General features: G+C 42.6%; 12 protein-coding genes. 6 read left to right on the top strand and 6 right to left on the bottom strand.

Annotation, left to right across the window (positions count from 1 at the left end):
* The first annotated feature begins 126 nt into the window (after positions 1-126).
* From QT974_RS21350 to QT974_RS21335, 4 genes are all read left to right on the top strand, one after another.
* Positions 127-474 (top strand): DUF5615 family PIN-like protein, encoded by a 348-nt coding sequence (locus QT974_RS21350; RefSeq protein ID WP_333470423.1) that lies wholly within the window; start codon positions 127-129, stop codon positions 472-474.
* Positions 475-578: 104 nt separating this feature from the next.
* On the top strand, positions 579-1,601 hold the full coding sequence (locus QT974_RS21345) for an SGNH/GDSL hydrolase family protein (RefSeq protein WP_333470422.1): 1,023 nt from the start codon (positions 579-581) through the stop codon (positions 1,599-1,601).
* A gap of 91 nt (positions 1,602-1,692) precedes the next feature.
* Positions 1,693-3,906 carry a hypothetical protein gene (locus QT974_RS21340; RefSeq protein WP_333470421.1) on the top strand — a complete coding sequence of 738 codons (2,214 nt, stop codon included), beginning with the start codon at positions 1,693-1,695 and terminating at the stop codon, positions 3,904-3,906.
* Positions 3,907-3,918: 12 nt separating this feature from the next.
* The gene (locus tag QT974_RS21335) at positions 3,919-5,766 is read left to right on the top strand and encodes a DUF6798 domain-containing protein (protein WP_333470420.1); all 1,848 of its coding nucleotides are present in this window, start codon (positions 3,919-3,921) and stop codon (positions 5,764-5,766) included.
* 130 nt (positions 5,767-5,896) lie between these two features.
* On the opposite strand, the gene QT974_RS21330 is transcribed toward QT974_RS21335, so the two are convergent.
* The 4 genes from QT974_RS21330 to rfbC form a co-directional block, all read right to left on the bottom strand.
* Positions 5,897-6,871 carry a glycosyltransferase family 2 protein gene (locus QT974_RS21330; RefSeq protein WP_333470419.1) on the bottom strand — a complete coding sequence of 325 codons (975 nt, stop codon included), beginning with the start codon at positions 6,869-6,871 and terminating at the stop codon, positions 5,897-5,899.
* Positions 6,872-7,006: 135 nt separating this feature from the next.
* On the bottom strand, positions 7,007-8,833 hold the full coding sequence (locus QT974_RS21325; protein WP_333470418.1) for a hypothetical protein: 1,827 nt from the start codon (positions 8,831-8,833) through the stop codon (positions 7,007-7,009).
* A 233-nt stretch (positions 8,834-9,066) separates the two neighbouring features.
* A complete protein-coding gene (rfbD, locus tag QT974_RS21320) occupies positions 9,067-9,939 on the bottom strand; it encodes a dTDP-4-dehydrorhamnose reductase (RefSeq protein WP_333470417.1) in 873 nt (290 codons plus the stop codon).
* Positions 9,940-9,942: 3 nt separating this feature from the next.
* The gene (rfbC, locus tag QT974_RS21315; RefSeq protein ID WP_333470416.1) at positions 9,943-10,488 is read right to left on the bottom strand and encodes a dTDP-4-dehydrorhamnose 3,5-epimerase; all 546 of its coding nucleotides are present in this window, start codon (positions 10,486-10,488) and stop codon (positions 9,943-9,945) included.
* A gap of 50 nt (positions 10,489-10,538) precedes the next feature.
* On the opposite strand from rfbC, the gene QT974_RS21310 reads away from it, so the two are divergent.
* Together QT974_RS21310 and QT974_RS21305 are read left to right on the top strand one after the other, a co-directional pair.
* Entirely contained in the window at positions 10,539-11,213 is a 675-nt protein-coding gene (locus tag QT974_RS21310; RefSeq protein WP_333470415.1) for a class I SAM-dependent methyltransferase, read from the top strand.
* A gap of 9 nt (positions 11,214-11,222) precedes the next feature.
* Positions 11,223-11,414: a hypothetical protein gene (locus tag QT974_RS21305; RefSeq protein WP_333470414.1), complete on the top strand. Its 192-nt coding sequence runs from the start codon at positions 11,223-11,225 to the stop codon at positions 11,412-11,414.
* Between the two features lie 15 nt (positions 11,415-11,429).
* Here the strand turns inward: QT974_RS21305 and QT974_RS21300 are convergent, their stop codons facing one another.
* Together QT974_RS21300 and QT974_RS21295 are read right to left on the bottom strand one after the other, a co-directional pair.
* A complete protein-coding gene (locus QT974_RS21300) occupies positions 11,430-11,585 on the bottom strand; it encodes a type II toxin-antitoxin system RelE/ParE family toxin (RefSeq protein WP_333470413.1) in 156 nt (51 codons plus the stop codon).
* Between the two features lie 7 nt (positions 11,586-11,592).
* Positions 11,593-11,847, bottom strand: coding sequence for a ribbon-helix-helix domain-containing protein (locus tag QT974_RS21295; RefSeq protein WP_333470412.1), 255 nt, complete (start codon positions 11,845-11,847; stop codon positions 11,593-11,595).
* Positions 11,848-12,273 lie beyond the last annotated feature (426 nt).

Here is a 12,273-nt window from a genome sequence, read left to right as displayed (position 1 = left end):
AGGGACCGGGTGCCTCCCACGTCATGTCATAGATGACTATACTTTTACAAGCTATGCCGAAAAGTTGCGCTTAGAGGCTGGCGAATCTCAAGCGGCTAAGAAACTGCGTGCCCAAGGACTAATTAAATGAGCATAGCGCTATATATGGACGAACATATCCACTTGGCAATTACGGTAGGGTTGCAGTTTCGGGATGTAGATGTTCTGACGGTTCAAGACGACGGTAGAACAGGTATGCCCGACCCTATTATACTCGATCGCGCAGCCGAGCTTCAGCGCGTTGTTTTTACCCAAGACGAGGATTTTTTAGCCATAGCAAACCGTCAACCGCAAGAAGGAATAAATTTTGCTGGCGTCATCTACGCTCAGCAAAAAAGTGTAACTGTTGGCGATTGCATTCGTGATTTGGAAATCATTGCTAAGGTTAACGAACCTGAAGATTTAGCTAACTGCGCCCAGTACCTGCCTTTGTAGCAAAACCAGAAAGAGCGATCGCTCCAGTCTGTGATATCATGTGCGGTGATTTGATTTGCGATTGTTTGCTGTTTTGGGCGATCGCTTTCACCGACATCTAAAATATGAAAAAAGGTATAGCTAAAAATTTTGCTTTCAAATTAATAACTTATTTAATTGTCCCAATATTGATATCTGTCGGGAGTGCGGAAATTGTCTTGCGAGTTGCGGGATACAAACCCTGGCAAATCGAAAATGTCGATGTTGCGGTAGAACCAAAAGGAAACTTTTTCACCAAAGACTCGGAACTCGGATACAAGCATTTACCGGGAAAGTTCAAGGTCACACTTAACGGCAATTACTCATTTAAGGCAACTCATCTCAATAATAGCTTAAGAATAACACATCCGCTCAATACTTACAATCAATCCTCAAACAAACCAGAGATTTGGATATTTGGCTGTTCTTTTACCTACGGTTGGTCATTGAATGACACCGAAACTTATGCGTGGTTGCTGCAAGAAAAATTACCTAAGTATGAAATAGTTAACTTTGGGGTTAACGGCTACGGCACGCTGCATTCATTTATTCAATTCAAAGAAGCACTCAAGCAAGGAAATAAACCCAAAATTGCGGTAATTGCCTATGCGGGATTTCACGACAGGCGCAATACATTGTTACGGGCGAGAAGCAAGCAGATGGCTGCTTGGAATAAACTCGGCATTTTGTTTCAGCCCGATGCGAGGCTGAAGGACAAAAATAATTTTAGTTACAGCATGGCAAAACTTGAATATCGCGAGTGGCCGCTGATGCGGGTTTCGGCATTGGTGCATTTTATGGAGGTTAATTACAATCAATTTGAGGAAGGATTGTACAAAAGTCACGATGTTTCTAAAGCAATTATTGAAGAGTTTAACCGTGTGGCTGAGGCTAATGGTGTGAAGTTGGTTGTGGCGGGAATTAATGCTGGTTCTGCTAAGATGTTGGAGGAATTGAGTCGCGATGGAATTGCTACGGTGGATATTTCGGTTGATTTGAAAATACCGGGAAATAATAATTTGCCTCACGATATTCATCCGAGTGCGGCGGCGAATCGGCAATATGCAGATAAGTTGGATGGATTTTTGCAAGGTACTGTTTTAAGGTAAGTTAACGAACCGCATTGGCGTAGCCTGCGCGAAGAAAGCGAAGGAAGAAAGGAAGAAAGAGGAAGTTTTGCAGTTATTTGGGTTGGCAAAAATGATGGAATTATTTGATTTTAAGTGGCGCCGCAAGTTTTTAATTGATATTTTTTTGCTGTTATTTCTTGTTCTAGTGACTGTTGTTGTAACGTCAATTTATGTATCTAGCGAACGTACTTTTTATTGGTGGGATTACGCGGGATACAACACAGCTACAGTTAATACTGCTAACTTATTTCGAGAGTCTCCGGTGCAAGCATGGCGGGAAGTTATAGAGTCGCTATCTAAAGAAAAAAATCTCTTAATTTCTCTGCCGTTAGTGCCGTTTATGCTTTTGTTTGGCGAATCTAGGTTGAGTTATATTCTGGGTGTTTCGCTGATTTATGTGTTGCCGTTTCGCCTGTTGTTGGGGGCGATTTCTGCACTGCTAATTCCAGTCGAACCGCGCCGGGTGTTTTGGTCAACTGTGCTGCTGAGCTTATTGATTCCGATGAGTTGGATACCGACTCTGCGGGGATATCTGGATACTGGGGGCTGCGTGTTTGTAGCTTTGGCGATTTGGGTTTATTTGCAGGATGTTAATCTAAAATCTTGGTGGAAAGTACCGTTAATTGGGTTTTTGCTGGCGGCGGCGATTCTGTTGCGGCGACATTTTGCTTATAGTGCGATCGCATTTTTGGGTGCTGCGACTTTACAGGCTATCATCGAGTTTATTATACAGTATAGCAATCCCAAGTCGGTTATTAATTATGATGGGGACGCTGCTCGAAGCCATCCCACAAATCCTTTAGGAGTGCTACATAAATTTATTCAAAACAAAGTTTGGATAAGATTGTTTGAATCTGGTGTAAAATTGGGTTTGATAGCTGTAACTAGCTTGACTGTTTTAATGTTGGTTGCTGGAGATTTTACTCGCAGTGCTGTGACTGTTGACTACGGCAATTTGTATGCGGCTTGGAGTTTGCCTGTTAGTGATATTTTAACTCGTTATGCGTCTTTTTACGGTTTGGGAACTTGGCTGCTGGTAGTGATTGGTTTTTCTGCGGGGATTCTGAGAGGGATTTTGGTTTCTGGGGCGGCTGTTTTTATTAGTTTGTTTGGGGTTTTGTCGCTGGTTGAGTGGCTGTTAATGTTGCGTTACGGTTACTTGCACTATACAATTCATGTTACACCGATCGCACTTTTGGGATTATCGGCATTTTTCTGGACAAGTTGGCTGACTCTGCGCGGAAAAGTCCGCTATTTGATGCTGGGCGCGGCGGGTTTGTACTTGATTGTGAATGCGGGCGTCGGGTTGATTCCTGTCAAGGCTGATTTGTCAAGATTGTTTGTGAGTAATTTTGGGCCGTTAGTGCGATCGGACTACGGCGAAGTGGTAAAATTAGTTGAGTTTCTACGAAAGCTAGCACCGCATCAGGAACCGATTTATGTTGTCGGTGCTTCTAACAGTTTTAATGCTAATATACTCAGGCAAGCTAACCGCAAAGTTAACCCGCCCGAGGATTGGTGGAAGTTAAATACCATCGGGAGGCCACAAATTGACTCTCGCGATACTTATCCGCTACCGGAGTTGTTACAGGCGCAATATGCGGCGGTTGCGGAGCCTTTTCAGCAGGTGCTACCGGGTGACGAGCAAGTTTTGCGATCGCACGAGCAAGATGTTGTTAAAGTTGTGTACGATGCTTTTACTCTCAACTGGGAGATTTCCCGGGATTTCCAGTTGCTACCGGAACAGTTTAAGCTGGAAAACAATGTGACTGTCAGCCTTTATCGGAGAATGCGGCTGACTTCGATACCGACAGCAGTTAGGACTTTGGAGAGGATGCAGCGCCAAATAGTCGATCGACCAGGTACGCAGTTAGATTGGATTAGTTTGCAGCAGTCTGTATATACGAGTGCGAATTATTCAGTCAGTCGCAAATCTGGTAATTTATATAAAATAGTAACTCATCCAATTAAAAACAGCAAGCAACTCGATACATCTTTTTTGTATTTAGGTGCTATCTCAGACAAAGCGCAAGTTACCGGCAAACTCAATTTACTTAACTCGCAATGTCCGGGAATTTCACTGCGCTTGACTTTGTGGGACAAGCAAGGTAAGTTGATAGATTCTGCGGTAATGGCTTATGGTGCAAAAAGTGCGATCGATTTAAATCTATCTGTTGCGGGTAAAAATCCAATTTATTTGCTGCTTGAGGTGTTGAGTAGCGATAAACAGGATTTAACGAACCAATGTCAACTGGAGATTAACAATTTAGCTGTCAGTAGGTAAGTTGAACTGTCAATGCCGAAAAAACAAAAATTCCCCAGGTATTTTCATCTATCTCTCTATACTTTTATCATCATCGGTTCCCTGATAGCAACAGGCTATATTTTCCCCATTGGTGGCAATTTTCCCGAAGTTCCACCTATGCAATTCATGCTAAATCCTGAACTCTACAAAAACGACTATTACGTTCAGGAAATGGTGAAATTTAATCCGAGATACTACTATTACTATATCATCTATTTTTTAGCCAGCCTAGGAACAAGCATTCCCCTAGCGCATTTTATTTATCAATTCCTTGCATTCGGTTCATTTATCCTAGCTTGTTACGCAATTATCAACATCTATACTAATTCCAAACTGTCCGCAGCAGGGCTAGCTTTCTTATGTATAGCTGCTTCATTTACAGATGTAGGAAATACGCTGATATTTTCCACCAAATCGGTACCCAGTACCTTTGCGATGGGTTTCGCTATCTGGGGAATTTATTTTAGTTTGCGGCAAAAATGGCTGAGGGGATATTTTTGTTTTGGGCTGGCTTGTCTGCTGCAATTTTTAGTCGGTTTATTGCCGGGATTGATGATGGTTCCCGTTTTAGTGATAGAATCTGTAAGAAAGCGACAGTTCAAAAAGTTGATTTGGGCGATCGCACTTTTAGCAGCAATGGCAAGTATAGTATATGTACCCATGCTATTGACAGGTACTACCAGCACTCAAACTATCGACAATGCCGAGTTTGTGTTCATCCACGCCAAAGTCCGCAACCCCCACCACATCCTCCCGTCTAATTGGGATGTTGGAAATTGGTTTAACTTTATCTGCTTTATCGTTGGCGGCTTATTGTGCATCAACAATCTAAGTTTACTGCGAAAATCTGACAAAGTTAACTTTTACATCATTATTGGCACATCAATTTTGGCGCTGCTGTTAAACTACATATTTGTCGAAGTTTACCCGCTGGCTTTCATCGCCAAACTGCAATTAGCTAGAACTGTACCTTTCGCTCAATTAATTATATTTATTGCTGTTTGTCTAAGTATAAATGAGATTGAAAAAGAAAAACAAATACCTGTTAGCTTGCTGGTGCTATCTATACTAACTTTACCTTTTCGAGGTATGATTTTCTTAGGATTCGCAGTTTGGCAAACTAAAAATTATGCGTTTCCCAAAAGCTACAATGTTTTGTTGTGGATTTTAGCAGCAGGAACCTTGATTTTAAGTTTAGCATATCCGCTGACTGATTCATGGGAAATAATTGGCGATCGTATAATGGGCATCCCAGTCTTGTTTTCAATCCTCGCATTCCCATGTATCCTAGAAAAAACATCAGTCACTACATCTATAAAACAGACTGTAACTCATAGCTTAGCTTGCGTAACGACCTGCACATTAGTTTTTGGAGTAGCAGGAATTCTGCCCAAACCTATATTAAACGTATTTCAAACAAGAGTGAATATAAATGCGGTTCCCAAGGACGACTTAAGCAGATTAGCCGTGCGATTTTCCAAAAATAGCAGCCGCGATTCCCTGCTATTAATTCCACCATCAGTTACCAGCTTCCAGTTTTTCTCAGAAAGGGCGATTGTAGTCAACTTTAAGAACTTTCCCTTTACCGAAAAAGGCATCAAAGAGTGGAAAAATCGCATGGAAGCTATTTTAGGAGTTCCCTTAAACCCACAAATGATTTGGGGAGGAAGTGACTTATTCAGCCAGCGCAGCAGTTCAGATTTAGTCAAAGTAGCCAGACATTATAAAGCGGATTATATCCTAACTCGCAGCGATTGGCATCCAAACATTGAAGGAGAAATAGTAGATAAACAAGGCAAATGGATAATCTTTAAAATCCCAAATAAAACAGGTTCGTAGTAAGGACTTCAGTCCTTATTAAGTTAGTAGTAAGGACTTCAGTCCTTATTAAGTTAGTAGTAAGGACTTCAGTCCTTCTTCAAAATCAGAGGACTAAAGTCCGAACGATCAAACATCATAATATAAACAGTTAAATATCAAAACCCGAATCATCAATAATTTCACAAATCTGCTTATCCACATAATCAGCAGCCACATTCCGCGCAATCAACTCAGCCAAAATCCCCAAAGAAATCAACTGCACCGACAGAATTGTACACAAAATCCCAAAAAATAGCAAAGGTCGATTGCCGATCGGCCCAAAGTGCATCCCCGCCAAATTCAGAAACCAAATCACAATCAAATAACTCAGCGAAACAGTACCCACCAAGCCAAAGCACAACCCCAAACCCCCAAACAAGTGACCTGGTTTGTGCAAATACTGCGTCGTCGCCAACACCGTCAACAAATCAATAAAACCCCGCGCGTAGCGTTCCCAGCCGTAATTCGATTTACCATGTTTGCGCGGATGGTGTTCGACAACTACTTCGCCAATTTTAAAACCTAAATTATTTGCTAAAGCCGGAATGTAGCGGTGCAATTCCCCATATAATTTAATTGACTGCAAAACTTCCCGGCGATAAGCCTTGAAACCGCAATTCATGTCGTGCATTTGCACCCCAGTCAGCAAACACGCAACTGCATTAAACAGCCGGGAAGGTAAAGTTTTAGAAAGCGGGTCGTTGCGCTTTTTTCGCCAACCGGAAACTAAATCAAATCCCAACTCTAAATGATGTAAGAATTTTGGAATTTCTGCGGGGTCATCCTGCAAGTCTGCATCGAGAGTAAAGATAATTTTTCCGGCCGCATTGCGAAATCCGGCTGAAAGTGCGGAGGATTTGCCAAAATTGCGGCGCATTTTAATCGCTTTAATTAGTTTGGGATATTTGCTGGCTAAATCGGCGATTTCCCGCCAAGAAGCATCGCGGCTACCATCGTCTATGAAAATGACTTCGTAACTGTCAATTCCTGTTTGGGACATGACAATGCTAATTTTTTCAAACAGCATTTTGAGCGTTGCTTCTTCGTTATGAACCGGAATTACGAAGCTGAGGTCTTTTTGCATAGCGATTTTTGTAAGTATTATTGATAACTCAATAGGCTTGGGTTAAGACTGCTTGTGCCCCGGAGATCCCCCTCGCATCCCCCTTCCCAAGGGGGACGAAAGAGCATTGTCTTGTTCCCCCCTTGGGAAGGGGGGCTAGGGGGGATCAGTCTTAACTGAACCGTCTTGATTGATTACTTGAGAATTCCGTAAAGCTACCCAACCTTCGCGGTTGGTAAATGAAGCGTAAGCTGTCAGTAACTTATCGGTTGGTGATGTTTGAATGTATCCTCTCCAAGCTGCGGATTTATAGGAAGCGCCAAACAAGTTAACTAAGTCTGGGCGGGGAAATCCTGACATGGCGAAACCTCTAACTACATTTTCTTGGTTGAGAATGACAATACATTTTACATGATTTTCGGGATCTCCTACCCAACCAATTACTCTGGCTGCTTTGGGCGCGAGTTTGGTGATTGTATCAAAATATCCGGGTACTCCGTCTTTGGGTGATGACAATAAATTTGGTTTTATTTTTGTATCTAATGCCGCACAAAAATTGTATTTTTTGATATCTCGATTGAATGGTACTAAATTGTTAGTTTTTAGGGCGTCGATTAATCCGACAAATGCGCCTGGTTTGTTGCCTACTCTTTCTTTAATTAGGGTGATGTCGGTGATGCCTAATTGCAATGATAGTGCTACTAGCGGTTGATAGGTGGCTCTGCGGGCGATCGCCATTGCAGTTTCGCCGCCCACCCCGTACATTAAAATCACGGCGGCTGTCACGACTGCAAACAGCGGTGTCAGCCATCGTCCTTGGATTCTCGGTGTGGGCTGCAACTCCCGCACCGCAAGCACTGTGAGGATAATTGTACTCATCCAAAACAAAGCTGGGAGTGTGGCGTAGCGGGAAGCGGTGGCCTGTTCGACTCCAAATCCCGATCGGCTAACTGCGGCCATTAAAGCCGTTTGCAGGGTGTACAATTGGATGGACAGCCAAGGCAGCCAATTTGGGCGATTCCCTACGGGATAGCCAAGCTGCACAGACTTTTTTGCCAACAGCCAATAACCGACAAAACCCGTTACAGCAATCAAGCCAATTATACCAATAATTGACGCAACAATAATATTTTCGCTAAAAATACCTCCGAGATAAATCGGAATATATTCGAGAGTTTTCAGCGGATTGATTTTAGTTAAAGAAGGATGATTGGACGGAGTTTTGTAAGTTAAAAAATAAATACCAATCACCGCAATCGAAGCAGCAAAATACAAATAAGTTATCCGCCGAGGAAACCGCAGCACAATCGCAGCCCCACACAATATCGGCCACAAACCCAAAGGAGTGCTGTAACTAATACAGCCTAAAATCCCAAAAACAATACTACCAATTACCCACTTGTTTTGTTCCCATCCCTCATTCCCCATCTCTGCCTGGGAATGAATACCTAAAGGTTCTGCCTCTCTGCTATTTAATAATAAATTAACATAGGATTGCAAACAAAATATCGAACAAATTACAAATAAATTAGCAATAATCCAGTGGACGCCACTGAATCCCCGCATCCAGTTGTGTGCCGCCGCCGGAGTAAAATTAAAAATAGAAATACACAGGATGACTGAGATAAATTGTAGTGGAAAATTCCTTAATCTTAAAGGTAGTAAAGCAATCAAGACATAGCACTGAATCCAAGCCAAAAACCAAGCAATCAAACATAAACCAATATTTGAACCTTGGGTGACAATAATATTCAAGCCATAGATAATTGCCGGAATCAAGACAAAATGCTCATTCGCCCGAAATATCCAATTAAAAGGATTTGTCGAGAAACCGTCTACTGAATAAAAATTCCAAGTCATCCACCAATAATCAAAATTAGACAAGTCACCCGCTTGGGATATCAAGTACAAAATATATGAAGCTGGTATGAGAATGCCGAGCACCGATGCGGCAATTAAAATAGATTGTTGCTTGACTTTCATTGATTTCGCAGGAGATTTTAAATTGATGCTGCGGCTTAAACCCGATCCCCCCTAACCCCCCTTAAGAAGGGGGGAACAAGAATGCTGTTAAAGTCCCCCTTCTTAAGGGGGATTTAGGGGGATCTCCGGGGCATAAACAGCGCCCCAAAGATACAAAACTAAACGCAGTAAAGCTTATAACAGATAATTCCCAAACAAAACCCGCCCTCGCGTTTTGAGGTTTACTCAATTTGTCACTTCATTTCTCTTGCTAGCATTTCTCTGAGCCCTTGCCGCCAGTGGGGAGGATAGGTTCCCAGAAGTGCTGATATTTTTACTGTGGAAAGTACAGAAAAAGCGGGACGTTTTGCGGGTGTGGGATATTCGGCGGTGGTGATAGGAATTACGCGCTTAATTTTGAGGGGAAAGCCGAGTTTCTCTGCTTCTTCAAAAATGGCGATCGCAAAATCGTACCAACTACAAACACCGCTGTTAGTATACTGGTAAGTCCCAAAACTTTCTAGCCCAAGCAGAGGGATGATTTGGGCAGTCGCAGCCCCCAAATCTGCCGTCGAAGTTGGACTTCCAATCTGATCTGCTACTACCCGAAGTTCTTCCCTATCTTTGCCCAATCTCAGCATAGTTTTGACAAAGTTGCCTTTACCGCCGTTACCGTAAACCCAGGCGGTTCTAATAATAATATGTCGGTTTCCCGCTTTTCTAATTGCTTCCTCGCCTGCTAATTTGGACTTCCCGTAAATTCCCAATGGGTTTGTAGAATCTGTTTCGAGATAAGCAGAACCGCTGCTACCATCAAATACGTAATCAGTGGAAAAGTGGATTAAACTTGCTCCCAGTTTCTCGCATTCTTCTGCAAAGATTCCGGGTGCGATACCGTTGACTGCGTGGGCTAAGTCTGCTTCGCTTTCGGCTTTGTCCACCGCAGTGTAAGCAGCGGCATTCACGACGACATCCGGTTGAATGTCAGCCATTGCTTGACGGATGGTTTCGGGCTGGGATAAATCGACGGAAGTGCGATCGACTGCAATGACCTCTCCCACAGATAATAGTATGGGATGCAATTCTTGAGCTAGCTGTCCGCTAGCGCCTGCGAGTAAAATTTTCATGATCTAAAACACTTGAGCTTTTTTCAAGGTTTGTCCGGCTTTGTCTTTCGGTGATAAAATTGGTTCGGCACCATCTAACGGCCAGGCGATCGCCAAATCAGGATCGTTCCATACAATACACCGCTCGTGTCCCGGTGCATAGTAGTCTGTAGTTTTGTACAAAACCTCAGCAATGTCTGATACTACTAAAAAACCGTGAGCAAATCCCGCCGGCACCCAAAGTTGCTGCTTATTTTCTGCACTCAGAAAACAGCCCACCCATTGTCCGAAAGTCGGCGAAGTTTTTCTAATATCCACCGCCACATCATATATTTCGCCCGCCACAACCCGCAGCAATTTACCTTGAGGCTGCTGCATTTGGTAGTGCAAACCGCGCAGCACATTTTTAGAAGACTTGGAATGATTGTCTTGCACAAAATCTGCCGTCACACCTGTTTTTTCGACAAAAGCTTGGTGATTGAAACTCTCAAAAAAGAAACCGCGATCGTCTCCGAAAATTTTAGGCTCAATTATCAGAACGTCCGGTATTTCGGTAGATATAACATTCATAGTTGGCTGTATCGCGTGATAAACTCATACTCAGTCTATGCTATCTTACTATGAAAACTGACACATATCTCAAAAAATTGTATGCCAACCGATTTGATTCCCGACAAATGCAAGCCAAGGTGGCACTGTGGAAGGTTTTAATTGACGAATTTTTACAAAATTATGTTCCTCCAGAATCGGCAGTTTTAGATATTGGCGGCGGTTACTGCGAATTTATAAATCAAATTACGGCGGGCGAAAAATGTTTAATTGACCTGAATCCTGATTCCAAGTTATTTGCTGATGCCGATGTCAAGGTGCTGAATATTGATGTGCTTAACTTAGACGATCGTACTTCTTTTACCGAACAGTTCGATCGCATTTTTATCTCTAACTTTTTTGAACACCTCCGCAACAAAGAGGAACTTGTAGAAATCATCTCATTTTGCTTTGATGCGCTGAAGCCTAGCGGTTCACTTTTGGTGATTCAGCCAAATTTTAAATATTCTTACAAGGAATACTACGATTTTATCGACCATCAATTACCGATTACACATTTATCGCTGCAAGAGCTTTTACAAACTGTCGGGTTTAAAGTTGATGTAATGATACCGAGATTTTTACCGTTTTCGACGAAAGGGCGGCCGGCCTCGCCCTGGCTTTTAAAAGTTTACTTGAAATTGCCTTTGTTTTGGCGTTTTTTGGGAGGGCAAATGTTTGTTAAGGCGTCGAAATCGAACTATTGAGGCAGAATTGTGCGATCGGCATTTCCAGGTAAAGCTTTGGAACGAGAATGTAGGTCGATCGCTATTTTAATAATTGTATCACAGGGAATGTCGATCGCCCGCCAAATTCTGCCACAACAGATTTATGAAATCAGGCAGAAACCGGGTTTTTACCAAAATCTCCGTCGCAGCTTTAAATCTCCGAAAAACCCGGTTTCTTGAAGTGCGATCGACCTTTCACAGTTCCTCATCTTCTAAATATTCATCTAAAATCGCTTCCAAATCTCGCATCCCATGCAACACTCGCAAAATCTCAATACCTGTTTCCACTGAGCGATAGAATATCAGATAACTTTTAAATTCTTTAATTTGATATTGTCGGATATCAGTCATTATAACTTTACTTTTGAGCGACGTTGTTGCGTACAGCTTGCCGAATTTGTTCCCAATCTATATCAGTCATGGGAGTCGCTTCACCGGAATCCAAAGCTTCTAGTAAAAGTTCTTCGACACGTTCTTTCGCTGTTTTACGCTTTTGGTCTTGAACAATTAGCTCCCAGATATAATCACTAATGTTATTATAATTGCCACTAGCGACCTGCTTTTCTAGATAGGCTTTCACGGAATCAGGCAAGGAGATATTGATGGTGTTCATAAATTTGAATCCTTGGCTTGCAACCTTTTGTTCATTAATTGTATCACAAACAAGTTCGATCGCCCGTAATATTATGCCGATTGGGTTTACTAGAATTAGGCAGAAACCGGGTTTTTTCCGAGAATCTCCATCTCCGTCTTAGAATCTGCTAAAAACCCGGTTTCTTTAGTCCTAGCGATCGCAATATTAAGACCGATCGCCCGAATTCGATCCCCCTAAATCCCCCTTAAGAAGGGGGACTTTGAGTGTTTCTAGTCCCTCTCTTAAGCAGGAAATTTTGAACGCTTCCGGTCCCCCCCTTCTTAAGGGGGGCTAGGGGGGATCGCATTCGATCGCCCTTATTGCATTTTTACAAAGGTCGATCGCACACAGCCCCTAAAGATGCGATCGTCGCTTTTTCAGCATCCGTCAAACCCGTAACACCCG

The sequence above is a fragment of the Microcoleus sp. BM001215392 genome, from assembly GCF_036700185.1.
In the GTDB taxonomy this organism is placed as follows: domain Bacteria; phylum Cyanobacteriota; class Cyanobacteriia; order Cyanobacteriales; family Microcoleaceae; genus Microcoleus.
The sequence above is the reverse complement of the archived record's forward strand: the minus strand, read 5'-3'. Positions and strand labels throughout refer to the sequence as shown.

What these genes read in the sequence shown, in the direction of transcription:
- QT974_RS21350 (WP_333470423.1), top strand. Translation starts at nt 127, where the DNA reads ATGAGCATAGCGCTATATATGGACGAACATATCCACTTGGCAATTACG.
- QT974_RS21345 (WP_333470422.1), top strand. Translation starts at nt 579, where the DNA reads ATGAAAAAAGGTATAGCTAAAAATTTTGCTTTCAAATTAATAACTTAT.
- QT974_RS21340 (WP_333470421.1), top strand. Translation starts at nt 1,693, where the DNA reads ATGATGGAATTATTTGATTTTAAGTGGCGCCGCAAGTTTTTAATTGAT.
- QT974_RS21335 (WP_333470420.1), top strand. Translation starts at nt 3,919, where the DNA reads ATGCCGAAAAAACAAAAATTCCCCAGGTATTTTCATCTATCTCTCTAT.
- QT974_RS21330 (WP_333470419.1), bottom strand. Translation starts at nt 6,871, where the DNA reads ATGCAAAAAGACCTCAGCTTCGTAATTCCGGTTCATAACGAAGAAGCA.
- QT974_RS21325 (WP_333470418.1), bottom strand. Translation starts at nt 8,833, where the DNA reads ATGAAAGTCAAGCAACAATCTATTTTAATTGCCGCATCGGTGCTCGGC.
- rfbD (WP_333470417.1), bottom strand. Translation starts at nt 9,939, where the DNA reads ATGAAAATTTTACTCGCAGGCGCTAGCGGACAGCTAGCTCAAGAATTG.
- rfbC (WP_333470416.1), bottom strand. Translation starts at nt 10,488, where the DNA reads ATGAATGTTATATCTACCGAAATACCGGACGTTCTGATAATTGAGCCT.
- QT974_RS21310 (WP_333470415.1), top strand. Translation starts at nt 10,539, where the DNA reads ATGAAAACTGACACATATCTCAAAAAATTGTATGCCAACCGATTTGAT.
- QT974_RS21300 (WP_333470413.1), bottom strand. Translation starts at nt 11,585, where the DNA reads ATGACTGATATCCGACAATATCAAATTAAAGAATTTAAAAGTTATCTG.
- QT974_RS21295 (WP_333470412.1), bottom strand. Translation starts at nt 11,847, where the DNA reads ATGAACACCATCAATATCTCCTTGCCTGATTCCGTGAAAGCCTATCTA.